General features: G+C 40.9%; 26 protein-coding genes and 1 pseudogene. All 27 read right to left on the bottom strand.

Going from position 1 to position 25,397, the window contains the following annotated elements; all coding sequences use genetic code 11:
* Window positions 1-71: 71 nt before the first annotated feature.
* A complete protein-coding gene (locus G588_RS0114570; protein ID WP_026668811.1) occupies window positions 72-638 on the bottom strand; it encodes an HD domain-containing protein in 567 nt (188 codons plus the stop codon).
* Window positions 639-649: 11 nt separating this feature from the next.
* Window positions 650-874 (bottom strand): annotated as a pseudogene (locus G588_RS20445) (TfoX/Sxy family protein); the annotation flags it as partial.
* 11 nt (window positions 875-885) lie between these two features.
* Complete coding sequence (locus G588_RS0114560) at window positions 886-1,335, bottom strand: GNAT family N-acetyltransferase (RefSeq protein WP_022779457.1); 450 nt, start codon at window positions 1,333-1,335, stop codon at window positions 886-888.
* Between the two features lie 87 nt (window positions 1,336-1,422).
* The gene (locus G588_RS0114555; protein ID WP_022779456.1) at window positions 1,423-1,887 is read right to left on the bottom strand and encodes an HIT family protein; all 465 of its coding nucleotides are present in this window, start codon (window positions 1,885-1,887) and stop codon (window positions 1,423-1,425) included.
* A 17-nt stretch (window positions 1,888-1,904) separates the two neighbouring features.
* A complete protein-coding gene (locus tag G588_RS23140; RefSeq protein WP_242830373.1) occupies window positions 1,905-2,888 on the bottom strand; it encodes a GNAT family N-acetyltransferase in 984 nt (327 codons plus the stop codon).
* A gap of 20 nt (window positions 2,889-2,908) precedes the next feature.
* Entirely contained in the window at window positions 2,909-3,763 is an 855-nt protein-coding gene (locus tag G588_RS23135; RefSeq protein WP_081644364.1) for a GNAT family N-acetyltransferase, read from the bottom strand.
* A 24-nt stretch (window positions 3,764-3,787) separates the two neighbouring features.
* Window positions 3,788-4,507, bottom strand: coding sequence for a class I SAM-dependent methyltransferase (locus G588_RS0114535; RefSeq protein WP_022779454.1), 720 nt, complete (start codon window positions 4,505-4,507; stop codon window positions 3,788-3,790).
* Window positions 4,508-4,564: 57 nt separating this feature from the next.
* Window positions 4,565-5,461, bottom strand: coding sequence for an NUDIX domain-containing protein (locus G588_RS23410; protein ID WP_022779453.1), 897 nt, complete (start codon window positions 5,459-5,461; stop codon window positions 4,565-4,567).
* Entirely contained in the window at window positions 5,461-5,988 is a 528-nt protein-coding gene (locus tag G588_RS0114525; RefSeq protein ID WP_013282118.1) for a hypothetical protein, read from the bottom strand. Before G588_RS0114525 ends, G588_RS23410 begins: the two co-directional genes overlap by 1 nt.
* Window positions 5,989-6,000: 12 nt before the next feature.
* Entirely contained in the window at window positions 6,001-6,177 is a 177-nt protein-coding gene (locus G588_RS22545) for a hypothetical protein (protein ID WP_022779452.1), read from the bottom strand.
* A 196-nt stretch (window positions 6,178-6,373) separates the two neighbouring features.
* The gene (locus G588_RS22810) at window positions 6,374-6,565 is read right to left on the bottom strand and encodes a hypothetical protein (protein WP_196804988.1); all 192 of its coding nucleotides are present in this window, start codon (window positions 6,563-6,565) and stop codon (window positions 6,374-6,376) included.
* 40 nt (window positions 6,566-6,605) lie between these two features.
* Window positions 6,606-7,019: a GNAT family N-acetyltransferase gene (locus G588_RS20430; RefSeq protein WP_242830372.1), complete on the bottom strand. Its 414-nt coding sequence runs from the start codon at window positions 7,017-7,019 to the stop codon at window positions 6,606-6,608.
* Window positions 7,020-7,168: 149 nt separating this feature from the next.
* On the bottom strand, window positions 7,169-7,651 hold the full coding sequence (locus tag G588_RS0114495) for a flavodoxin family protein (RefSeq protein ID WP_026668807.1): 483 nt from the start codon (window positions 7,649-7,651) through the stop codon (window positions 7,169-7,171).
* The gene (locus G588_RS0114490; RefSeq protein ID WP_022775675.1) at window positions 7,648-8,184 is read right to left on the bottom strand and encodes a PadR family transcriptional regulator; all 537 of its coding nucleotides are present in this window, start codon (window positions 8,182-8,184) and stop codon (window positions 7,648-7,650) included. Before G588_RS0114490 ends, G588_RS0114495 begins: the two co-directional genes overlap by 4 nt.
* A complete protein-coding gene (locus G588_RS0114485) occupies window positions 8,184-8,915 on the bottom strand; it encodes a 4Fe-4S binding protein (protein WP_022779447.1) in 732 nt (243 codons plus the stop codon). The genes G588_RS0114490 and G588_RS0114485 overlap by 1 nt, the downstream gene beginning before the upstream one ends.
* 166 nt (window positions 8,916-9,081) lie before the next feature.
* Window positions 9,082-9,471 carry a hypothetical protein gene (locus G588_RS0114480; protein WP_022779446.1) on the bottom strand — a complete coding sequence of 130 codons (390 nt, stop codon included), beginning with the start codon at window positions 9,469-9,471 and terminating at the stop codon, window positions 9,082-9,084.
* Window positions 9,472-9,568: 97 nt separating this feature from the next.
* Window positions 9,569-10,324 carry a carboxymuconolactone decarboxylase family protein gene (locus G588_RS0114475; RefSeq protein ID WP_022779445.1) on the bottom strand — a complete coding sequence of 252 codons (756 nt, stop codon included), beginning with the start codon at window positions 10,322-10,324 and terminating at the stop codon, window positions 9,569-9,571.
* Between the two features lies 1 nt (window position 10,325).
* Entirely contained in the window at window positions 10,326-11,381 is a 1,056-nt protein-coding gene (locus G588_RS0114470; RefSeq protein ID WP_022779444.1) for an aldo/keto reductase, read from the bottom strand.
* Between the two features lie 18 nt (window positions 11,382-11,399).
* Entirely contained in the window at window positions 11,400-11,573 is a 174-nt protein-coding gene (locus G588_RS22540) for a hypothetical protein (protein WP_022779443.1), read from the bottom strand.
* A 62-nt stretch (window positions 11,574-11,635) separates the two neighbouring features.
* Entirely contained in the window at window positions 11,636-12,178 is a 543-nt protein-coding gene (locus G588_RS0114460; protein ID WP_022779442.1) for a flavin reductase family protein, read from the bottom strand.
* Between the two features lie 47 nt (window positions 12,179-12,225).
* Window positions 12,226-12,843: a TetR family transcriptional regulator gene (locus tag G588_RS0114455; protein WP_022762071.1), complete on the bottom strand. Its 618-nt coding sequence runs from the start codon at window positions 12,841-12,843 to the stop codon at window positions 12,226-12,228.
* Window positions 12,844-13,095: 252 nt separating this feature from the next.
* Window positions 13,096-13,680 (bottom strand): DUF624 domain-containing protein, encoded by a 585-nt coding sequence (locus G588_RS0114450; RefSeq protein WP_196804987.1) that lies wholly within the window; start codon window positions 13,678-13,680, stop codon window positions 13,096-13,098.
* A gap of 138 nt (window positions 13,681-13,818) precedes the next feature.
* Window positions 13,819-14,664, bottom strand: a complete 846-nt coding sequence (locus tag G588_RS0114445) for a carbohydrate ABC transporter permease (protein WP_022779440.1) — start codon at window positions 14,662-14,664, stop codon at window positions 13,819-13,821.
* Window positions 14,665-14,680: 16 nt separating this feature from the next.
* Window positions 14,681-15,604: a carbohydrate ABC transporter permease gene (locus tag G588_RS0114440; RefSeq protein ID WP_042258082.1), complete on the bottom strand. Its 924-nt coding sequence runs from the start codon at window positions 15,602-15,604 to the stop codon at window positions 14,681-14,683.
* A 152-nt stretch (window positions 15,605-15,756) separates the two neighbouring features.
* Window positions 15,757-17,208 (bottom strand): ABC transporter substrate-binding protein, encoded by a 1,452-nt coding sequence (locus G588_RS0114435; protein WP_022779439.1) that lies wholly within the window; start codon window positions 17,206-17,208, stop codon window positions 15,757-15,759.
* 52 nt (window positions 17,209-17,260) lie between these two features.
* On the bottom strand, window positions 17,261-19,201 hold the full coding sequence (locus tag G588_RS0114430) for a glycoside hydrolase family 127 protein (protein WP_035788621.1): 1,941 nt from the start codon (window positions 19,199-19,201) through the stop codon (window positions 17,261-17,263).
* Window positions 19,202-19,223: 22 nt separating this feature from the next.
* A complete protein-coding gene (locus tag G588_RS20425) occupies window positions 19,224-25,214 on the bottom strand; it encodes a DUF5695 domain-containing protein (protein WP_022779437.1) in 5,991 nt (1,996 codons plus the stop codon).
* Window positions 25,215-25,397 lie beyond the last annotated feature (183 nt).

Raw genomic sequence — 25,397 nt, 5'->3', positions numbered from 1 at the left:
TGCGTTTCCAGCAGGTTCCGTCAAGGGTGGCGTCCCTTGTCCACAACATAGATGGTTGGTTATCCTGCAAGTTACTGCTTCTCAGCTTCTATCTTTTTTAGGGTATCATCCAAAATCTCTTTTCTCAGTTCAGTAAGCCAATCTGAGAATGCAACAGTATCAAATGCATATGTTTTATTTAGCTCATACTCGTTTTCTGACCATGTATCTATAGGAGATTCATTGTGCTGTATAAGAGCTTCAAGTTTATCAAGAGATTTGTATAGCTTTGCTTCCTTAGTTTCCTGCGCATCCATCTCTTTGTATAACTCAGAGATTTCTTTAGATAATTCCTCCGGCAAAGATTGCACCCATTGGTTGAGGAGCGAATCCTCAACTTCTCTGTCATCATCTGTTTTGATAAAGGTTGGAATATCTCCGGTAAAGCATTCCCCCAGATCATGGATGAGACACATGTCTACAACTTTATCTATATCCAGCTCCGGAAACTCATGCCTCAAAAGAAATGCCATCAGAGAAATACGCCAACTATGTTCAGCAACGCTCTCTGTTCTGCGCTTCGTAGTCGTACAATGACGAGGTGTATCTTTTAATCTCTCAGCAACGTGTAAAATATCCAGGTATTCTCTAGCGTTCATACATATCCTCCCAGCATCTCTTTTGCTCCTTCATAAGGAAGCTCCAGATCAGCGTCAGGCATCTTGTCTATGGCTGCCTTTACGTTCTTTATAAGGAAGCGGTCATCATAGATACCACCAACGATCTTGCCACGATAATAAATGATGTACTCACCCATCATGGCTTTATATGCTATCTCATCTAGCCCAGAGAGCTGCTCTAATATAAAATCCAAGTACTCTTTAGTTGATGCCATACTTACCTCTTTCACTCATGTTTCTTAGAATAATAAATAAACTCGTTATCACGTCTTGCTTCTGTATACCCAAGCTTAGAATAAAATGCATTTGTTCTGACATTCCAAATGGGCATATCCAACGTGAATTCCTTTACATCTGAAAACATCGCCTCAATTTCCTGCATCATGTAGATTCCATAGCCTTTACGGAAATGCTCTGGACTTACAAATATCCTTCCGATGTTCAGCTTGTCTTTATCAGAAAACAGAATAGCTCCGCCAACAATCAATCCATCATCGGTTAACTTGTACAAATGATTTGATCTGGCCATCTTGGTATGAAAAGGCACAGACATATATCCAGGAGGTCCACCTGCTGAAGGTGCTCCGACCTGAACATCGCTGTCAAAAGCTCTTTTAGATATTCCATTTAGTGTCAAAGCATCAGAAGTGCTTGCTTTTACAAATTGTAGACTCATGTTCTTATGCCTCTTACCCTCTACTTAATCATTGCACGCTCTGTGTTTAACTCAAAGTCTCATCCTTCATCAATCTGTCTTAATGTATTACAATAGTTTATCCAGCTCACAAAGAAGTTTTGTTTTCATCTCTTCTAGTTCTTCACTGTTGGGTCTGTTTATGTCAGCGTACATTTTTTCACTTGGATAGCACCAGACAGGTCCCTTGCCTTGGTTTCCATAGTTATCTATGTCGCCAGCCCTTCTTGGAAACAGATGCCAATGAATATGTGCACCACCTTCACCATTTCCCAGACACTCATAATTCATCTTTTCAGCTCCGAAAGCATTTTTCACAGCTTCAGCAACAAGTGTCATTTCATATAAGTGCTTTGCTCTTGTTTCCTTGTCCAGATCAAACAATTCAACAACATGGTCTTTATACAAAAATAATGTATATCCCTTAAAATGCTGGAAATCCCCAATTACCACATATCCAGTTTCCAGTTCTTTTACAAGAAATGGATTGTCCCCTGCTTTTGTTTCTTTAATTCTTTCACATACTCCGCACATACACACGCCTCCATAATCTACAGTTCTTTTTTCATATAACCACATGTAAATGGAAAGAAATCAAATTTCTTTGTCCCCACATGAACAGCTCCGTTATCCTCATACCACTTACGAAGCCGCGTATTCTCTTCTACTATTCCGATATTCATCAATCTACAGCCTTTGCTTCGGGCGATTTTAAAAGAATGCTCCAATAGCTCTTTCCCTATTCCCTTATGTCTGTACTCTGGTAATACAGCAAGATTGTTCAACTCGCACTCATTGTTATCCTGAAGGAGTAACGAGTAATATCCGCACAGTACACCGTCTACCTCAAACACATACATCGGTCTATGCTCGCCATCCATGTGCCAGTATAGTCTCTCATCGGTAGTTGCAAATGCAGTAAACCTCGGAGCATTTTCCTCTGTAAAACCATATTCATCAGCAACAGTCTTAAAACTCTTTTTAATAATATTTGCACATAAAGAGATTTCTTCCCGCTTAACCTCTCTGATCATTCCATTAAGCATCTTGAACATATTGCATCTTCCCCAGGATTCATCTTTATAAGAAAATGCATTTTCTGTAACACTCCACTCAGTAAATCCAGCCTTCTGATAGCACTTCTTTGCTCTGATGTTTTCGGAAAAGACATTTAGATGAAGTGCTTTCGCTCCTGTTTCTTCAAAAGCATATTGCGATGCCAGCTCAAGCATTTCCTTTGCAACACCTTTTCCACGCAGCAATGAATTGACCACAATAAACTTCAGCATGCCTTCTTTAGTCTCATCATTTAATGAATAGCAAAAGAAACCCACATTATTGCCGTCATCAAGGCTTGCAATAAACGGAGTATCTCCCCACTTCGAGTGCATATCCTCAAGAACCGCTTCAAAGTTTTCTTTCTCAAGAGGATATTCAAAGCGGCCTGCACACCACATAGCGTGTGTCCTTTCATCATCTATCCAGCTTTTAATATTGTCGAAATCCTTAGAAGGTAAATATTCCCTTAGCTTCATATTCCCACCAAAACTCCACTTCAAATACGGTACTCAAACCATTCGTCATCTGTTCTGACAAAACCTACGGACTTAAACATCCGCTGGCTTTGAGTGTTAAAAGAGTAGATGTTAGCTCTAACTTTAGTCATACCTTTTTCTCGGGCAAGTTCAATCATATTCAGTATGCATCTTCTGCCAATGTGACGGTTTTGATACTCCTTACAGACAACTATTGCAAGCTCTGCATTATCCCTAAGAGATACATCCCCCACAAGTCTGCCCTGATACTTTATGTAGTAGCAGTTACCATGGCTACTAAGAAAATCGTACATAGCATGCAAAGTATCAATATCATACACATGGTCTATGTTATCAACCTGTTTGCAGACATCAGTATCCTGGTACCACGGAAAAGATTTGTCATCATTTCTGTAATAAGGAATCAGCTCAATATCATCGTCAATCTTCCGATTTAACTTTAGCAAATAAATGTCCAGCCCATCCTTTTGACCTTCATATTCAAAGCCATACTTAACTGCGATGTGCTTTGTAACTTCCTGTTTAGGACTACACTCAATGATTACATTCTTTCCATCAAGCCTTGCTTTCTCTATAAGCTTTTCTGTCAGTTTGCTTGCATATCCTTTACCCCAAGTAGATTTATCTAAAATCCAGCCAATTTCATTAATATTCTGCTCATACTCATGATAGATAACGTAACCTATATAGTTTCCATTATCGTCCTCTGCAGCATATATTAGAGGCTTTTCTGTTAGAACTGCTTTTTTAAGAAAAAACTTCGTCTTATCCAATGTATATGGTTCTTCTATATATTCCATAACTTCTGAATCCGATAATGTCCCATATAGATTCAAAAGGTCTGATTCAGTCATTTTTCTTATGTTCATTTCTCTTTTTTATTTTTTTCTAAATACCAGGTGATTATAAAAAGCGACCTTCTTATACTCATCAATTGCTCCAGCCTTTGTTTCCAGTTCAAGCATGTTGCTATACCATTCTTCATTGAATTTGATCTCATTGTTTGATGACAACCCAAAGAATGTCCTTATACCAAAAACATCTTTTAGCTCTGCATCATCAGCAAAGAAATCAGCAAGATACTCGTTGCTATAAACATTTCTGTTTCCAAAAGCACTTTCTTCGGTGCACTTATCAAGAACATCTAATGCTGCCGCGGGGTTGTCGTTTAATACAGCATACGCAAATGCCTTACCATATTCATTATGCTTTACTATCGATAAAATTCCGCCTGGCTTTAGGACTCTTATTAACTGTGCAAGCACACCACCCATATCATCAACATATTCAATAACGTTATGACAGATGACCACGTCAAAAATGTTATCTCCTATACTCTGTAAATAATCTATTCCTCCGGGCACTAATGTATAATTGCAAGTATTAACGCGAAGTTCACGCATCTCCTCACTGGGCTCTACTGCAGTAACATCATGATTCTTGGCATAGTGATTCGCAGTTATACAGAACCCCGCTCCAAAATCCAGTACCTTATTTCTATTGTCATTGGGAATGTTTAACTGTTTGTAAATAAGATCATAGAACATTTTTCCCCAAGGCTGCTCTACCATATTTCTGTAATCTTTAATTGTCCCCAATTTCCTTCTTCTCCTTCAATTCTCCGTATTTTTCTTCTCCACTGTTCTGTCAACTACTTACATCCCCACCAAAACTCCGCTGTAAAATTGTTCCTGAAATGCAATCTGCGCATATATCTCGTCTTTACTTGGAATCTTGATATCACTCCTCACAGTTCCATTTTCATCGCAAGGAATAACTATCCATTTAGTTTCGTCATCATCGTATCTGTGATAAACCGCAATTACTTTTCCAACAAACTCTGTAACTGCTGAAATCTCGCCCAGAAGGTATATGTCCTGCTCCGCTCCATCACCACCTATGATTCCATAGGCATAGCCATAGTTGACTGGATAATAAAGGTCTTTATGACGTGGGTGATAACTTCCCATAGGACGGTCTATTTTCCCCTTTACGATCTGACCGATAATGTCCTTATAGCCATCCTGTGGTACCGGATTTAATTCAAATCCATAAAGGTCTCCCATATTGAGACAGCACTCACCGCGTTCATACATCTCTTTTATTTCATCAAAGGTAAGCCACTTTGTTTGTATAACCTCATTGGTAGTTGCTTTGTTAAGATCCGGCTCCATGGTTGTTTCAAAATAAAATGAATCACGTATCCAGTTGTGGCGCCGACCATCTATAATCATAGCTACTTTTGTTGCCAGAATTTTTGCATCCTCACGCTTTAAAGTAATCCCTACTTCCTCATAAACCTCTCGAAGTGCAGCATCAAGACTTGTATCACCTGCTATAGAGTGTCCTGCAACTGTTTCCCATTTCAAAGGATCCGTGTCCTTGTCTGCAGCTCTCTGTGATACCAGATATTTTCCAGTCTTTGGATTCTTTATCCATACCATAACCCAATGATGAAACTCATCATCAGCAAGCTTCCCCTGTTCACCGCGAATGCAGGTCTTTCCGATTAGTTTCCTGTCTATCGTGTATACATCCCACAACTCACTCATTAACTTTCTCCATCAAATCTTTTTTTCCAAATATGAACCTCTATATAGCGTTCCGGACCATGGGCACCATCATCATTCCAATTCTGCGGCAAACCATACTTATCGATAATCTTAAGGATTTCATCATAAGTGTATACTTGCCCGCGATATTCCTTACCGTCTTGAACTGCAAATGTCGGCATTGAATCACCATACGTAAAAGAAACATATCGAAGGTCTATCTCTGAAGCAGGAATCTTAATAAAATCCGGCTGCTCATACCATGAATAAAGCCACGGACTATGCTCAACAACAAAATAGTACGGACTATCTATCTCTATGAGTCCTCCTTTAGCTAAAAATGCTTCTTTCAGCTTTGCCTCACATTTCTTTCTCTTATCAACATATGAGTCATCTCTTTTGGCACACATCGAATCAGGTCTCTCAAGACGGATTTGATCCAGCAAGGCCTTTGATTCCTCATCAGGTAATAACGTTATACGCTTGCATGGGCCTGTGCGTTTATCATAGTAATGATACAGATACATGATTTACTTCCTTTAGTCACAATTGTATTCTGGCCTTTTATATAAATACTGATCATCCGGAACAATGCTTTTATCCCATACTTCAGCAATTTCATGAAGCCTATGAAAAAAAGGTTTTTCTTCACTTACCAAAGTTGAGCCAACATCAAAAAAGAGCCACTCAATATTATTAATTTCATCTTCCAGCATCCTCCGGTCTGGCATTTCTAAGTATTATTGTTCTTCCAAGCTTATCCTTAATAGATATTTCCCCAAATACCATTTTTCCCTCCGCCAACGATGACATAGTTCTAATATATCAGAAAAAAGAGCCATCTTACAGCAATTATTCTGTCAAATGGCTCAATCACATCAATTTGTAGATTAATAGTTCGCTCCTCCAAAATCATCTCCGTAACCCCCATAGTCCATATGGATCGCGCTTTAATTCTTTTTCATATAAAGAAACTACTGACCATATATCAAAAAACATCACCTTACAAGGACCGATAAACGCTTCTTTTATAAGTTTTTTTTCATAGGCCATATCCTGTATCTTGTACCATGCCTTCACCGGCGGGTGTCCGGCTTCTATCATCCACTTATCTGGCGGATAGATTTTACAAATTTCTTGAAATTCATTTGCCCTGCTCCTTATAAACAATAAACCTGGGTCCCTCTTCTCCAATTTCTCCATTAGCTACAAATCCACATTTCATCAGCACTCTTTGCGACGCCGCATTGTCAGGATCTGTCTCTGCCTCAACAGCCACTATTTCCGGATGTTCAAATGCCCATTTTATTGCCAGGCTCACAGCCTCTGTTGCATAGCCATGTCCCTGAAACTCATCTAAAATTCCGTATCCGATTTCAGGATTTTTCTCCTCAAGCCCCTTGAAACACAGATCTCCGATATGTGTTCCATCTGTCTTTTCAATCATCCACATGGCATACCAGTCCCACTGATCCGGATGCGTAAGGCACCCCTCCAGCATTTCACCATATGCCTTCTTAAGCTCATCATCCTTTTCCGCCTGGATTATTCTTTCCATCTGCTCTCTACTAGCGGGATATATCTTTATTCTTTCTGTTTTTATCATCATTCTCCTCTTTATTTCTCCTGATTTCATATTATCTTAAAACCAAAAACAGACCTACCTTTATACGGATATAGGTCTGTTTTACACTACTTAAAATTCTGCTATAGCATCTGACAAAACTCGCTGAGTCTATGCGTATTATCTTCTGAAGGTTTATCTTTCGGATCAATGAAAATCGCAGTCGCGGCAAAGCTGGTGATTCCAATGCAGTCCTTTAGCTTAGAAAAAGCTCTCTCTGCCCCGGAACCGCTTTGGCAGGCAAATGCAGCTATAGTCTTATTTTTCAAGTTCTCGTTATTCTCCAAAATAAACGTCCGAAGCGGAGGCGTGAACGTTCCTGCCCAAACAGGAAACCCAAAAATAATCTCATCATAAGCTGACACGTCCAGATCGTATGCCTCAAGCTCGGGCTTTTCTGCCATAACAGCACTCTTCCCACCCCAGAAAAACTTTGAGAATCCACTGGTCGAATACGCTTTCTTTGGAACAAGTTTTAATTTATCTGCTGGAAGTACCTTTGCCAGTTCATCTGCTATATACTCTGTGTTACCTTCTAATGAGAAATAAATTATAATCCTTTTCATGCCAGAACCTTTCTTGCTTTGTTGCACCATTTCAAATATGCCTCATAGGTTTCTATTCCAAACAGTATCGTAAGATAGAAATAAACATGATCTTCTTCATCAAGTGCTTTTTCAATATTAGCCTTATATACCTGTAATACCTTAAGGTCAGCCTTTATCTGTTCTTCAAAGACTTCTATATTCCTAAGTGCTGTCTCTTTACTTTCAACCCCTCCGAAAAACAGTTTCATCAAAGTCTCATATTTAAGATCGTTGCTTGCCTTCTCGTCTCTTACCCATGCTCTGAGTATCTCTTTTCCCTGACCGGTAATGCTGTAAATGATCTTCTCCCGGCCGCCACTGTCATTACCCTTAAGACGCCTTACGCTGCCCTGTTTTTCCAGTTCCGCAAGAGCGGGATAAATGCTACCAAAGCTTCCCTTCCAGAAGAACCTTATACTTCCGTCGATCTGTTTTTTTATATCATATCCGGTCAGATCATCATGGGATAACAAGCCCAGAATCACCATGTCTATCTTTCTGTCTTTGGCCATTATTTCCACCTCCAACAGTATTTTAGAACTTTTTTCGGACATTCATCAACACAAGCTCCGCACAATATGCACTCGGTGCACTTTGAATTGCTGCCTTCCTTTGCCATATGTGCGACGTCAAGCCCCATTGGACAAGCCCTTGAACACCTGTTACATGAAATACAGTCCGCTGCAGATGCTTCAACATGAAGCTGGGGGACATGAAGAAAACGACCTATGCTGCTCCCAATCACCATAAATGGCGCCATCCAGCAAAGATAATGGCATGTTGCTCTCCTTCCATGTATCAGTGACGGAAGAACCAATATCAGAAGTACTCCGTAATAGACAATATAGTTATGTATTTCTGTCACTGAAATACCGTGATCTGTCATGAAAAACGGATCTATGGTTACATGGTTTTTCCCGAGGATGAAAGTCACAACTATAGCGGAGATCCACAGTATCCAGATAACGTATTTAATCTTATTCCTCCAGCCCTGCTTCGCGGACTTATCATTGCATCTTGCTACACATTCCTGTAGCCCTCCTGCCGGACAGAGATATCCGCAAAAGGCACGTCCAAAGAACACCGAAAAAATAAGCAAGCTCATAAAGACTATAAAGCTTCCGTTCATGATATGTTCTGATGCTGCCATGATTATCAGGTATGGTGAAAAGTACCACGCTGTTATTGGAAACAGCAGGAATGACATGAAAATAATCGTTCTTCTTATTGTCTGACGCTTCATTGAACACTCCTTCGCATATATCAATTAGATATATCATTTTGATATATATTATACCTCAGAATACTTCATGTCAACAGATGTTTTTTCAATGGTATTAAGCTTGTATATAATCAGCCCAAAGATGGCACTGACTATATGACTTACCAAAAAAGCCATCCAAACACCACTAAGTCCAAAAATGTTTTTTTAATATCATCGCAACCGGAATCCGGACAATAAATCCCCAGAATAAAAGCATTAGGGCATTTTCAACAAATACCAATATTCCTGCCTTCTCATAATCAAGGAAAGCAAAGGGAACACGGAAAAAAAGATAATCCGGCATTCCGTTCCTAATGAATAAAAACAATCCAATGCCAGCCACAACACATAATGCTGCAGATATCACCGTCTTCAACTTATCTGTAAGCCGTAGCCTTGCAAACATTACCGGAATATGCATTCCAAGATGCAGTCCCATAAGTACAAATGCCCAGTGTGACATGGACAGATGCATCCTTCTGGCAAAGGAAACCTTCGTCATTCCATACAGAAAAGGTACTGCATGACCACTCATGCAATGCTTCGCCTGTAACCTGATAAGCCATCAGACATAATAAGAGGACGGTCATACAGACATCCACTATTCTTTTTCTTCATTTTGCGTCACCTTTCTATTTCAGTTTGCCATAGTCTTCATCTGACACGGCTTCCAGCCACTCGTTGCTTGTTTCTTCCCCGGCAACCTCAATCGCAAGATGAGAGAACCATGAATCCGGTGCTGCTCCGTGCCAATGCTTAACTTCAGCAGGAATGTTTATTACTTTACCGGGAGTCATCTCCACTGGATCTTTACCCCATTCCTGATAATATCCTCTTCCTCCGATGCAGATCAGCATCTGACCGCCACCATTCTTTGCATGATGAATGTGCCAGTTATTACGGCATCCCGGCTCAAAAGTCACGTTGAAGACTGGCACCTGCTCTATAGAAACGGGAGCCAGATAGCTCTGCCCTACAAAAAACTGCCCATAAGGATTCTCTTCGCCTATAGGGAAGCAAATAGTATTCTGGTATCTGTCCTTTTCTGTCAGTTCAGGTACTTCCTCATTCCATACTTCTTTAGCAAGACGGAATACCGCCCATCCTTTAGGCCATCCTACATACATGGTAGCATGGGTTATGATTGCAGCTATCTCTTCTTTGCTTACACCATGCGCCTTTGCATTCTGAAGGTGATATGAAAGCGATGAGTCTGTGATACCTGAAGCCATAAGCGAAACCACTGTAATAATACATTTGGTCTTCACATCAATGGCTTCTTCATTCCATACCTCACCAAATAATACGTCATCATTTAAATGTGCGAACATTGGTGCAAATTCTCCAAGCTGCTCTCTTCCTGCGGTTTGTACGATTTTTTCTGCCATCTTATTTCTCGCCTCCTAATATTTTCTGTGCACCTGTAGTCCAAACATGTTTCTTTGATGCATCAGTTCTTTTATTCTGTGCCATGACTCCTGCAAGCGGATGAGGCACATATGGCTCTTCAAGGTAAGTAAGCTCTTCGTCAGTCAGTTCCAAATCCACCGCTTTTGCAGCCCCTTCTATATGATGAAACTTAGTCGCTCCAACTACCGGCGATGTCACTTTGGTAAGAAGCCATGCCAGTGATACTTCCGTCATGGTAACACCGTGTTTCTCAGCAAGCTCTGCTACACGACCTATGATCACAGCATCTTGCTCCGCTGTAGCATCATACTTAAACTTTGCATATGCATCCTCAGCAGCTCTCTTGGTATCTCCCTCACCGGGCTTTCTGGATAGTCTTCCACTTGCCAGCGCACTGTACGGAGTGAGTGCGATATTCTCTTCTTCACAATAAGGCACCATCTCACGCTCTTCTTCACGGAAGATCAGATTATAATGCCCCTGGATTGAAACAAACTTAGCAAATCCTTCTTTTTCTGCCAGAGCATTAGCCTTTGCAATCTGCCAAGCAAAGCAGTTTGAAATGCCGATGTACCTTGCCTTGCCTGCTTTTACGATACGGTTCAAGCCATCCATAATATCGTAGATATCTGTATTCCAATCCCACATGTGATAGATATACAGATCCACATAGTCCATTCCAAGATTCTGAAGGCTAGTGTTTATCATATTTTCTATATGCTGCTGACCGGTAATTCCCTTTTCTATCTCTTCCGGTGTTCTCGGAAGAAATTTGGTCGCAACAACCACATCCTTGCGCTTTGCAAAATCTCTAAGTGCACGTCCTACGTACTGCTCACTGGTTCCGCTCTGGTATGCTATCGCCGTATCATAGAAATTAACTCCAAGATCAAGACCTCTCTTTATAATTTCTCTGGAATGTTCCTCATCAATAGTCCAGCTATGCTGTCCTTTTTGGGCATCACCAAATCCCATACAGCCCATACAGATACGGGATACATTCAAATCAGAATTTCCAAGTTTTGTATATTTCATTGCCTGACTCCTTTCCGTTTACAGTACTTCATCAAGCCACTTTTTAATGATGGCTTCATCCGGGCGATTGATCTGTGTACCCTTTTCCCACTTCACATCACCCTTTACATTCTTATGACGGGCAATCTCTTCTCCTACTTTTTTAGTTACACCGCTTGCTGAAAAAACAGCCACTAAAGTTTTTCCTGTCATTTTTGTCCTTTCTTCTTATATAAAACAAGCCTCTGACCATAAAAGGTCAGAGACTTGAAAAATCAGTTCATCTTTCCACAGTTTCCGACCTTTTCTCCGGTAACGAAATACTCATAGGTCGGGAATTCAAACAATACCGGCTTAAAGGTATGATAGTTGATTTTGCCCTGCTCGTTTAAAACTGCTTCATCAGCATAGGTGGCAAGGATCTTGCAGATAAAGTGGTCGAAGTTTTCAAGTTCATAGTTACCATCAACCTCACACTCGATAGAAACCTTGGCTTCATCAATAATAGGTGCTCCGTTTTCGCCCATTGTCCATGCAAAAGCCTCAGACTTATCCTCTTTGTTTCCGCTGATTGTTCCCATCTTATCCGCTTTTGAAAGCCATGATTCATCTACCACATTTACGGAAAGCTTTTTATTCTCACGGATTCCCTTATTGATATAGTGTGCCTGTACCAACGATACCATCAGATGACTGTGTGCCACAGTTCCCGCATGTGCAACAAGAGTCCATGTGGGTTTATCATTTACCATTGCCCCAACAACGATCACAGGGCATGGATATAACGCAAGTGTTGCTCCGATATTTTTCTTTGCCATATTAGTTTTCCTCCTTGAAATTAGTGTTTTTATTAGTCTGCCTCGCTTTATAAAAGCTTCAGCAGGCAGTTATTTGTTATCTCAAAAATGGACTGATATACATAGTCCACATTTGCCTGTTTCATGGCTTCCCTCTGTTTATCCGTTACTGCGGTATAAGGATAAATACCAAACATAAAAGGGAAGAATACATATATAAAATCCTGAATCTCCTGCACCGATTTCTCCGGACAGAACTTTGTGATTATCCTGCATACATTCTTCATGGACTCACCATAAGCTACCTTAAAAGATGTAAGAAGTTCAGGTCTGCTGTTTTCCTCCATATCATAGTTATTCATGGAGAGAAGTTTTAGCAGTTGCTGCCTGTTTGCTATGGATGATGCAAGCTTGTTTGCAAGCTGCTCCTTGGAAAGCTTCTCATTTTCCTGAAGAATAGATTGTAATTCTTCATTCCAGCGAATGTACTCCCTCTCAAAAAGGGCCAAAAATATTTCCTCTTTTGTCTGGTAGTAGTTATATATTGTCGGTCTTGAGAAGGATGTTTCATTCCCGATCTCTTTAAGAGTAATATCTTTAAAGCTCATGGTCTGATACAGCTTCTCGCAAGCACTTATGATTTCTTCTTTTCTTGCTGCGGTTCTTTCCGGTGATCCTTTTGGCATATATCTGTCTCCTGATTTTTTATTCTGACTTCGTGTCAATATGAATTGTATCAGTATTCTGACACGGTGTCAAGTTATTGTTTTGTAAAAAAATAGCGGCTACAAGATTTCTCTCATAACCACTGTATTTGGGGTTCCATCTCCAATATCAGATTTTACTTTACTATCCGTTATCGTTTTATCTTCCGATTCCTCCAAGATTATTAGTTGTTAGTATAGACATCGCTCTGTTAGCTGTCAACAACTTTTTACCTAATTACCAGCTTCTTCATAAGGATCAGTAATTCTCCGCTTTATCACTGGACATATTATGCTGCAAGAGATCAAGCCATAAAAAGAATTACCAATGATCATTGGCACAAGAATTGAGTACGGCATAAGAGCAAGTATTATGAACACATAAATTGCTGTATATATAATAAGCTTCAGGTCGCTCTTCCACTCCAGAATAAGGAGTATGGCTGCGTTTCTAATTATTCCTGACAATCCAAGACGCAGATGAGCAGCCAATACAAAAGTCCATAATGCAAAAAGAATGCCTATGCCAAATATTGCGCAGCCGGCACCCATGATGATCACATATGAAGTATTGTCAGAGACAGCTTTAAAGTTTCCCGCAAGGCTCATGAGATAATAGCCATAGAAAATGACTGCAGACTCCATGATGCCCAAGACAAGCTTTTTAATAAAGCCATCTTTAAATTCTGCAAGATAGTCCTCCAGGGTAAAGTCATAACCCTTCAGAAACATTTTGCCGGTAAAGGCGCAAAGTGCTGTCCATGCAGCCGGTATTGTGATTAGAGGAATGCAGCTTATGATAAATATTATATTTATCATGAACAGCTTTCCCGGAAAATTAACAACAAGATATAAGATGCGGAAAAAGCCGTCCTTAGGCGGCTCTTTTTCCACATCGTTTTCTCCAAGATACCATTTCATAAAACGATTCAAGTATTTCATTTTTTCCCCTATATATTAGTTTTTCATACCGGTCAGTACTATACCTTCTACAAAGCTCTTTTGCCCAAATATATAGATTACTATACCAGGCAGAATAGTCATAAAAGTGGCTGCCATAGCCATGGGCCAGTTTGTTCCAAAAGAGCCTGTGAAATTGGTGAGTGCAATGGCAAAAGTAAACTTGCTCATACTGTTAATGTAGATTATCTGCTGGAGCATATCATTCCAAATCTGTATAAATAACATCATTCCAACAACAACTACTGCCGGCTTGATCGCAGGAACAAGAATTGTCCACAATATCCTCATGCGGCCGGCCCCATCTATTGATGCAGCTTCATCAAGATCCCTGGGGATTGTCATAAGGAACTGCCTGATCAGGAAGATGTTAAAGAATCCTCCACCTGTTAAAAACGGCAGGATCAGAGGCCAATATGTGTCACCAAGTCCAAAGAATTTTGTCCACGCAATATAAAGTGGAATCAGCGTAACCATGCCCGGAAGAAGAATTGTGCTGACACATATCTTAAATATAAGATTTTTGCCTCTAAACCTTAGTCTGGCAAAGGCGTAGCCACAAAAGATGGCAGTAATAACACCAAATGTCACAGCCGGAATGATAATTGAAAAGGTGTTTTTAAAATATGTCCAGTATTCGAAGGTCTGAAGGGTCTTGGTGTAGTTGGACCATAGCCACTCTGTCGGAATAAAGGATGGCGGATAAGCGTTGACCTGCGCAACACTCATAAGTGAAGATCTGAATATCCACCATATTGGAAGGAGTGTCAGAAATGCAAAAAATAAGGCAATCAATGTTACAACTGAGCGGTTTGCCAGTTTCCTTTTTTCTTTTCCTGTCATGTCTGCTCCCCCTTTCTCATGCTTCATCGCTAAAGATGCTATCTTTTTGAGTTACAAATAATACTATTGTAAAAATGCCTACCAGAACAAAGAATATAACTGAAAAAGCTGCTGCATATCCAAGCTTATTTTTTTCAAATCCATACATGTAGATAACATAAGATAAAAACATAGACTTCTTGGCCGGTCCGCCATTTGTAAGGGCCAGAGCCGGATTAACTACCTGCAGATGTGTGATAAGAGCAGTCAATACATTATAAAAAATAATAGGCTTGATGCATGGAATAGTTATGTTCCAGAATCTCTGCCATGAGTTGGCTCCATCTATCTGAGCAGCTTCCTTGTACACTGTAGGTACATTTTGAAGTCCTGCAAGAAATATTACTATGAGATTTCCGCTGGCCCATACTGCGATGAGAACAAGGGCCGGTATTACCTGCCTTGGACTGTCCAAAAATCTCTGGGGTGGAATCCCCAGCATTCTGAAGATGAAGTTAAAGAGTCCATAGTTCTGCTCATAAAGCCATTGCCAGCCTTTGAAAACACCTATTGCCGGTAGCAGATAGGGTATAAAGAAAATAGATCTGAAGATAGTTCTTCCAAAAATATCCATGTTTAGAATAAGTGCTATCACCAGAGAATAGATAACCGCGCCGATAACTGCCAAAAATGCATACAAAAGCGTTGCCTTTACAGCACTTGCAAAATACACATCTTTTGTAAAAATCCTAATGTAATTATCCAGACCCACAAATTCAGGGGTGGACAAACCATTATAGCTAAACAAACTAAGTACAAACACTGCTATGGTAGGAAGATAACTTATAAAGGTGATTCCAAGGAATGCCGGAATCAGGCACAAATAGGCACATCTTTCCTCTTTTCTATTATATTTGGACTGAGAAGTACGTATTTTTCTTTTGCCGGATGCTCTTTTCATACTCTTCGCCTCGCTTGTACTATATATCCCCGCAACTTCCATTGTATAATCCCTCTCCCCTGATATCAACGCCGGCGAAGACAGTTACACTGCACTTTTGACCATGTTTCAAAAGTTACATGAACTGTCTTCGCACGGCACTATATCAAATATTAGTTATTTGTACTGAAAATATCATTTAACTCATCGTAATACTCATCAATTGCTTCTTTCATTGTCTGATCACCAGACCAAACAGCTGAGAATGCAGAATCCAGTGTTGCATTGAACTCATCTGTTGCGTTGATATAATACCATGCTGTTGACTGAGAATTTTCTCTTGCGTAGTCTACTACTGCACTCTTGTACATATCATGGTCAGGATAATTAGGGTTATCAATCCACTTATTTGTAAATTCATCATCTGTGTACCACTTATCAAGAATAGGCATCCATGTTCCTGCTTCAATAAGTGACCAGCTGTTTTCTTCCTGGTAGTACCACTTGAGCCATGTCATAGCTTCTTCAGGATGCTTAGTTGTAGCAAATACCACGTTTGGTCCGCCAGTACAAATTGTAACCTTCTCCTTCATGTAAGGAAGAACGCCTACGCCATATTTAAAATCAGCGGATGGTCCAAGGAAGGTTCCTACATTCCAGGTTCCATCTGTTGCCATAACAACCTTCTTGGAACCAAGTGAGGATTCAAGCGCGTTAGCTGCGCTTGTTACAGGAGGTGCACAGTGATACACATCTGAAAGGTCTGCAATTTTCTGCAGTGCTTCTACTGTTGCATCGTCATTGATAGTACATTCCTTGCCGTCAGCACTATAATATCCGCCACCATTACTCTTTGCCCATACTTCGAGCTGCCATGGAAGAGTGTTAACTGTACAGCCGTAAACATCAACATTTGCCGGATCAAAATCTGGACTTAATGCGTTATTACCGTTGATATCAACTGTGAGAGTCTGAGCTATCTTAACAAATGTATCCCAGTCCCATGCACTGTCTGCACTTGCAGGAGGTGTAAAATCAGCAACATTTAATCCCTGCTTGGAACATATTTCTTCCAAAAGATCTATGTTGTACCAAAGGTTAAGTACCTCATTGGCTGCTGAATATGCCACAGGTGTTCCCTGATATTTAAAGGTTATGGAATCAAGAGGCTTGGAATCACCTTCACCGTACATTGAGCTGATGTCTGCAAGCAGGCCATTCTCTGCAAATTTTAATACTCCGGCTTCACTCATGATGGCTGTATCAGGAAGTTCTCCTGCTGTAGCCATTGCATTTAACTTGGTTACATAGGTATCATGGTCAATCTTGATTACTTCTACTTCAATTTCATCCTGAGACTGATTGAATTTATCAGCCACCGCCTGAGTTGCAGCAGTCTCTGTCTCATTGCCCCACTGAGCATAGGTAATATGTACCTTTTCTCCAGTGCTCTCACTAGTTGAAGCAGGTGTCTCTGTCTCTGTTTTAGGTGTCCCTACTGCGTTCTGCGTTGTGTCCTGCGCTTCCCCCTGTGCACTTTGAGAACTTGCACCACAACCTGTTACCAACATTGCCGTAGTAGTAATAACAGTTAATGCCATGCTCAACAATCTTTTCTTTTGCATACTTGAAATATCCTCCTTTAGAAAATTATTTTTCAGCAGTAATGTTCTATCTTTAGATAGAAATATTCTGCCAGACTTCCATCTCTCCAATACCTCTGTTATTCCAAAAAGCATAGGGAACAGCTCTGATCTTCACAGGCTTTTTAGTAAATCTTGCCTCTCCATAAAGGCTGCCATCTTCAATACCAACACTCTTAACCCTGTAGCCCTCATACTCTATCGCCGGTACTTCTCCCGGGAATTCTTCATAAGCTTTGCCCTTTAGCAGATTAGCATCAGTGTCCACGTAAATGTCAGATAAGTTCTGTCCATTGTCCGCCTCCTCCAGGCAATAGACCATAGGTCCATGCATTACAGCAACCTTACCTGCATCAGCCCTGACATTGTGGTCTGCTGCCACAAATTTTGGATGAACTCCCATATTAAGCTCGATTGTGTGTTTGCCACCCTCAAGAGAAATTACGGCATAATTATTTTCAGCTTTATAGGAAAGCTTTTCACCATCAAGGACTATCGTCATATCCTTGGCATAGGCAGGAACTCTTATCCTGATATCTGCAGCTTGCAGAATTGAAATACTGATATCTACTGTTCCATCTGTCAAAAGAGATGACTTAAGGTCCACAGATATTTCCTGCCCCGGATCATCTATTAAAACTGTAGATGATACAAACTGATTAATGAAAATGCCCTTTTCGTCACAGGAGTATAAATACTGTGATAAAGAAGCAAAAGTCCTTGCAAGATTGGGTGGACAACAGGCTACATTAAACCATTTCTGTCTGGTAGATTTGACATGATCCATATAGGTGTTCTCAGTACAAAACTGCGGAACCATCTCTAATGGATTTACGTAAAAGTATCTGTCCCCTTCAAGATTCATAGCTGCTAAAATAGTGTTGTACAATACTCTTTCAACAGTATCATAATAGCTTGCATTTTTCTTTAATGCCGCCATCCTTTGTCCGAACATCATCATTCCAACAGAAGCACAGGTCTCACAATAATTTGTACTGTTAGGCAGATCGTAATCTGTGGTAAAGCACTCTAAAAATCCGCTGCTACCAATTCCTCCGGTAATGTACATTCTCTTGCCTACCATGTTATCCCATAGTCTGTCACAGGCTTTTTCCATTTCTTTATCCTGCTGCCAATCAGCCAGGTCAGCCATAGCACTGTACAGGTACATTGCCCTTACGGCATGGCCTTCTGCTTCAGTTTGTTCTACCGGAGGTTTCTCTGCCTGTGCATATTTCATGGAATAGTTTCTGAACTCAGGAAAGAACTCCGGGCCTTTTCTGCCATCAATCTCATTCTGCAAATAATTGGGTGTAGTTCCCCTCTGCCTGACAAAATAATCAGCCTGCCTTAAGTACTTGTCATCCCCGGTCCACCTATAAAGCTTGATCAAAGCCAACTCAATTTCTTCATGCCCCGGAACTCCAGGAATCTGTCCTTTCTTTGTTCCAAATACCCTGCAAATAAGGTCAGCATTCCTAATTGCAATTTGAAGAAATTTCTCCTTACCGGTGGCCAGTGCATAAGCAACCGCTGCCTCAATCATATGTCCTGAGGTATATAATTCGTGTCCCTCAACCAGGTTGGTCCATTTCTTTTCCGGAGCTGTTATCTGAAAGTAAGTATTTAAATATCCGTCTTTTTCCTGAGCCTTTTCCAAAATATCGATCACCTGATCAATTTTACCTTCAAACTGAGTCCCGCTACCTATTGCAATGCAATAGGCAGCTGACTCTATCCACTTATATAGATCAGTATCAAGAAAAACTACTCCTTGCCGTTCTCCCTCTTGTAGTCCGGCAGCTATACGGAAGTTTTTGATACATCCCGTAGGATCAGTTCCTTCCAGTTCATCATTTAGAGCTTTCCACTGATGAACCAGCATGACTTCACTTACTTTATTGATATAATGCCCGAATAAAGGATCAGTGACTTTTACCTGCTGAAGTTTCAATGGCCTTATTTCTTTTTCCATGCCCAATGCCCCTTCATATTTTTTAGTTAATAAGCACTCCGTTTTCATCAAAGGTGTACTTCTTAAACCATTTTGTAATAGTTCTGCCTATTACCATATGACCTTCTGAATCAAAATAATGTCTTCCATCTTCAAGGTCAACAAAGGAACTTACTACCTTGTGTCCCTTTTTATTAAAGTAGTACTTCTCTCCTTCTATTTCATAAACTCTGCCAGTGACCTGAACGCCCTTTTCATCAAAATAATAGGTGCATGTCCACTTGGTCATAAATCCTGTGACCATTCGTCCCTCTGAGTCAAAATAGTATGTCTCTCCATCAATTGTTACGAACTGGCTTATAGCCATTGTTCCTTTTGGCTCCTTGAAGTAGCGATAAGAGCCCTCTACCATCTGAAGGCCTGTGAGTTTTGTTCCATCCTCAGTAACCAGATAGTATGAACCATATTTTCTGATAAGTGTCGCCTTTACAGGCTCCTCTTTTTCCACATTTACTATCTGCCACTCATGAACACCTACTCCTGTGTTGTCATTTTCAAGTTTTGTAAATGTAGCACGGATGCCTTTTGTAGTGATGCTCTCAAATTCTGATACTGTAAAGTCATCAACAATCAGCTCTGCTGCAGATACAGTTGCAATCTTTTGCCATTTACCATCTTCATCAATAATCTCGTAGGTGATCTGAGAAGGATATTTGATTCCACCATTGTCAATCTCAGATCCGTCATACCACAGGTACATATTGGAGGTATTAAAGGTAACTTCTGTTGGCCAAAGATATGTTAAAGACTCACTTGCAGAAGTATTTCCCCAGGTTCCCCAGTGACCATACCTGCTGTTGTAGGAATCTATTGGAAGATTACCGTCGTTAACTGCAGGAAGTGATTCCCAACCGGATGTATGTGAGGCTGACAGCTGTGCGATAAATGCAAGGTTATCGCCCTCAACCTTGAGATTTGCAAATGCAGAAGCCATAACTTCATCAGCTGCTCTTAGTTCTGTATCACTTGCATCTTCTTTCTTGAGGAGTTCTTCTGCAGCAGCTATAGCAGCTGTAAGACCATCAAAGCCTTCTATTACATGTGTCTTTTTTACCAGCTTATAAGCCTTGATATCATCTTTCAGTGCCTGCTTGGCCGCTGAAAGCGCATCTCCATATCCGTAAACCTTCCATTCGATAACGCCACTGCCAAGGTTCTGTGGATTCATGATCATCCTGATTGCTGTAGTCTTGACAGGATCAAATGTGGTCCTGTTATACTTGTTTAGCTCAACTCCAAGCCCCTCAACGCCTGTGAAATTCTTCCATGTTACTCCATCAGCATCAAGATAATAGTAATTAACTGATGCAGGATTGAAGTTTCCATTTCCATCTCTGAAATAATAAGCGTCAGTTCCTGTAAGTATCTGTTCCTCTTCCCAAGTGTACTGTACCCATGCCTGTGCGCCATTATTGCCGCCCCAGTTGTGCCAAGCGCCATGGCTTGTATCTCTACTGGAGGTTGGCTCGTAGCCGTCGTTAAGTGTCGGACATCCGCCAAGATCATTTCTATTCTCGTAAATAGCAGAAGGCACTGCATTTTCAGCCAGATTTACAAGGCTTCCATTTACAACCATTACTGTTAATGTGGCTGTTACATCATATCCTGCTACCCGGCCGGTTACTGTAAATACCCCAGCCTTGCTATATTTCTCAGGATCAATTTCAGCCCATGTAACATCTGCTTTTTCAAACAAGCCGTTTGAATAAAGAACCTGCACCTGTGTAGGCAGCTTAGGTGCCTTTCCTACTGGTGTGACCACATCTCCTGCTATTGCGGAAGTTATAGTAACTTCTTCACCGGTTCCAAAAATTTCAAGTGCTCTCTGAGAATCCAGTGCTACAGAATAGATTCTGAAATTATCTATAATTCCATCAAAGTATGGATCTGTCTGATTTGTTCCTCTTCCAATGTAATCTGACTGATTAGAGGAAAGCTGTCCCAGTGTAAGTGTGCAAGGCTCACTGAGCTTTTCATAGCCGTCCACGTAAACAACTGCTGTCTGTCCATCAAGTGTAAGTGCTACATTCTTCCAGAAATCCTTGGATATAGCCACTCCTGTCTTGTAGGCTGTTCCATTTATTGAAAGAACAAGTTCATTTCCATTTTCAAAAGAAATAGCAATCTTTTTGCCTGCATTATCATCAAGGCTAAATACCTTGGCCCCATTACCTTGAGATGCGTTGAGCTTAATATCAGCACTTATGGTGCTTTCATTAAGCCTCTTGAAAAGGCTCTCATCAAGTCTTACATAGCCACTTGAATTGCTTCCGTTTACACTAAGCCCCTTAGTATCATCTTTTCCATTACCTGTAGCAAAGTTTCCAACTGCCTCGGCAGCCTTGCCTCCTTCAACTTCGTTTAATATCTTTTTGCCACTTATATTGTCAAAGGTATACTCTGCTATAAGCTCAGGGAGCTGATTATCATCTGTTACAGTAACCACTACGCTGTCTGACTCTCCTGTAGAAGCGGTAAGTGTAAACTCATAAGCGCCAGCCTTACTAAAGGTTACATAAGTGCTGAGATTATCAGGTGTTGCAAGAATCGCACTTCCATCCTCCGGAGATGCAGTAACAGTCCATGTTCCAGAAATCTTATTAGCTGCATTACTGCTATCTGTTATAGTTCCTGCAAGCTTTACTTCGTCATAGATATCAGCTGTGAAATCTTTACCTGCATTTACTACCACGCTGCCTTCAAAGGCTCCGGCTACTATCTGTACTTCCTGAAGCTGTGCCCCCGATAGCCTTACAGGCACTGTAACTTCTTCCTTTGAAGAATTAACTATAAATCCGCACTGAGCTTCTCCATCAACGATAAGTGTGTAAGCGCCTTCGTTTAAACCATATAGAGTAACTTCTGAAGTGTGACCTGTTTCCTCGAGGTTTTTGATGGTAAAAGAAAGAGCGTCTTTGCTGTCACTTATGGTTGCGGTAGTATACTGATCTCTTTCAAGTTCCAGATATAATTCTTCATTTATAAGATTAAGCTTTGTATAAAGACCATCGAGTGGTATTACTACATACTGACCGTTATTCTCAGATACTTCACAGCCATATCCAAAGAGTCCAAATATAGGATCCTCAGCAACGTCTGATGAAAGAATCTGTACAGCACCAAATAATCCCAGGTCAGCCTCTCCTGTCATCTGTCTCCAGCCATTATGGAGTTTTCCGCCGCCAGTTCCCTGTCCGCCCAGATTACCCATCTCAGCCTGATAGGTCCAAGCTGCGGCACCAATGTTCTCAGAATCTGCATCTATCTGTCCTGAATTGATACAGGTCAGATTTCCAAGCTTGGCTGCATAGCTAAGTCTCTGAGCCTCTGCCTTTTCTTCATCAGAAAGGCCATTGTTCTGATAACGGATATAGTCATCCATACAGAAGCCAACCAGGGACATAGAGTATTGGAACTGCCACCAGTTCTCACCGCAGTTAGTTACAGGAACACTATATTCGTACCATATAGGCTGAGTACCTCTGCAGGCTCTTGTCTTAAGGTCAATAGCTGACAACATTCTTTCTGCATTAGTTGTATCTTTTCCCGCTTCTAGCTGCATCTTGGCCAGAACGTAAACGGCTTCTTCACCTGTATTGTCGTATGAGTACTCAGAACCATAAGGATATCTCTGGCGTTTGAAGCTGTTATATTTTTCGTTCATTATTGCTTCTACATTACGTGCCTGAGTTTCAAAGCCTTCTGCTCTGAGAGCATCTATGATTGCCGGTGTTGTGCTCTCTCCCATAACACCAGTGCTCCAGTTATAGGCTACACCGTTCCCGTAATACAGAGCGTATAGAATGTTATAGGCCCTTAAAAGATATGTATCAGGTGTTTCCTTATAGTCCACAAGATCCGGATACTTGCTGGCTATCTTGTACATCATGAAATAGGTGTTATAAATATGAGGGTAAGCATATCCTCTATAAGTAGGTGATGCGTTTGGCTCATTCATTAGGAAGTCATGTATCAGATAGTCATTATGATGTTCCTGCATGAGACCATTCCAAATAGCTTTATCAAGATATTCATCAAGTGCTTCTACTTCAGATGCCTTGGGCTGATATACATTCTTTTCAGCAAGGAACGTTCCATGGGTTAATCCCCAGTCATCTCCCCAGCCCCAATAGCTCATATTAAAGTAGTCACGCTCTACATTGTTTCTGGTAGTCTTCTGATCCATCATCCAGTCATCAAAGACTTTATCTCCGGTCTGCCCCGGAAGATCAAGCTGTGTCTTGTCAACCATGAAAGTTGAATGAGTTTCCAGCGCCCCGTCTATGTCATCCATGATGTAGAACTGGAAGGTTGTCTTTTTATCCTGCCAGCTTACTGTAACGTTATGGTGGCCAAGATCGTAAAACTTAAGATCATATACGTGATACTGCTCACCGTCTTTTTCTACCGTCTTTTCATAGATCATTGTTGCATCGCCCTGATGAGGAAGAGTTGAACTTACGGTAGAAGCGTGCCCTGCAAAAAGATCAAGCTGATCCGGGCACTTGATATCTATAGAAATATCCTCCGGATCTATTGTCGTGTGAAGGTACATTTTGGCCGGCATATTTCTTGCAAAAGTCATGCCCGGAACAGCTACCGCATCAATAATCCCTTCGTTGTAAAGGGCTGATCCAAGGGACTCCTGGTTTGGAACTGCACTGAAGTTAAAGGTGTAGTTCTTTTCCTCACCCTGGCTAAGCTTAAGACTTGTGTTAGGAAGGTATCCGCGGTTAGTCTTTTTGATATTATCAGAATGAATGTAAAAAACATTAAGTCCGTTCTGCCATCCTGACTGATCCTGACACCACGCAGCTTCATAGCTTTCACGCTCACTAGTGCGCCAGTGATCCTGATACTCAAATCCTGCATCAGTATTCTGGTCTGGTGTCATCAGAAGGAATCTTCCCGCTCCGCTTGGCCTTGTTACATAAATGTAAGAACCATTCTGTCCCACAAAGCTGTGATCAACGGATCTTGTCTCATAAATCTGATCTCCTCTTGTCCAGAACTCATTGAAAGGAAGAGGAAGCCCCAGATCGCCTACGATAATATCATCGCCTGTGATGTTCTTTAAACTGATGTCCCACTTTAGTTTCTCTCCTACCAGCTGATAGGTTTCAACAATAAGGAGGTCATTGATCTCTTTTGTGGAAACGCTACTATCAAGGGAAGGATCATAGACTACAGTGATCTTTTTCTGCTCATTGTCGACAAAAATTTTACGAATGTCACCAGAATTGGCTGTTCTCTCATCCCTATAGTTTCTGCCGTCACCACTCTTTGTTGCCAGCATCAGCTCTCCAAGCCATTCATGACCTGATGTATTCTGAGAAGGAGTGTTACTCTCATTCATTACATAGTTTGTATCAAACTCATCTCCAACCAGCTTAAGAGTTGTGATCTGGCCATACTTGCCTACTGAAACCTGGAAGTATTCATTAGAAATTGTTCCACCGTTTTCTGATAGTTCGCCATCAAAGTTCTCGGCAAGTTTCCTTGCTCCAAACACCTCCTGATCTGCAGAATTCTCAGTTGATGCACTGTCTGTAGCTTCTTGTGATGATAATTCTGTAGATGCATCTGCTGACTCTTCAGCCGATGCGCTGTCGGATGATGCTTCTGATGAAGCCTCTGATGATGCATTGCCTGACGCATTGTTTGACGCATTATCTTCAGCCTCCTCGGTTGATGAGTTACCTGCTGCCTCATTTGATGCATCCCCAGGTTCTTCTGTTCTTTCTTCTGTTGTCTCTTGTGATGATTCTTTTGATGATTCGTCAGATTGTCTGTCTGTCGATCCTACAGATAATTCTTCAGATGCCTCATCAGCTGCGCTTGCAATCGTGGTCAGATTCCCCTGATCCGCAGCGATTACCCCAATAGCCATCTGTGACACAAGCATTCCAGCTGAAAGGATTGCTGCAAGGCATTTTGCGCCACGTTTTTTACCCACACTAACTTTTTCCCCCATTTTTTTCCTCCTTCTAGTCGTGTGCAAAGTTAACGTTTTCCCTTTTCATATTTAAAGCTGTAGTCCTCGCTACAACTCATGATACTCATTTAACTCATCCCCCAATTTCATTTAAGGTAAACGTTTACCTTAATTTGGATTTTATATTGTTGCATTATATATGTAAATAGCAATTTTCAATAA

The organism is Butyrivibrio sp. AE3009 (assembly GCF_000420845.1).
Taxonomy (GTDB): Bacteria; Bacillota; Clostridia; order Lachnospirales; family Lachnospiraceae; genus Butyrivibrio.
Note: the sequence above shows the minus strand (reverse complement) of the source record. Positions and strands in the feature narration are given on the sequence as shown.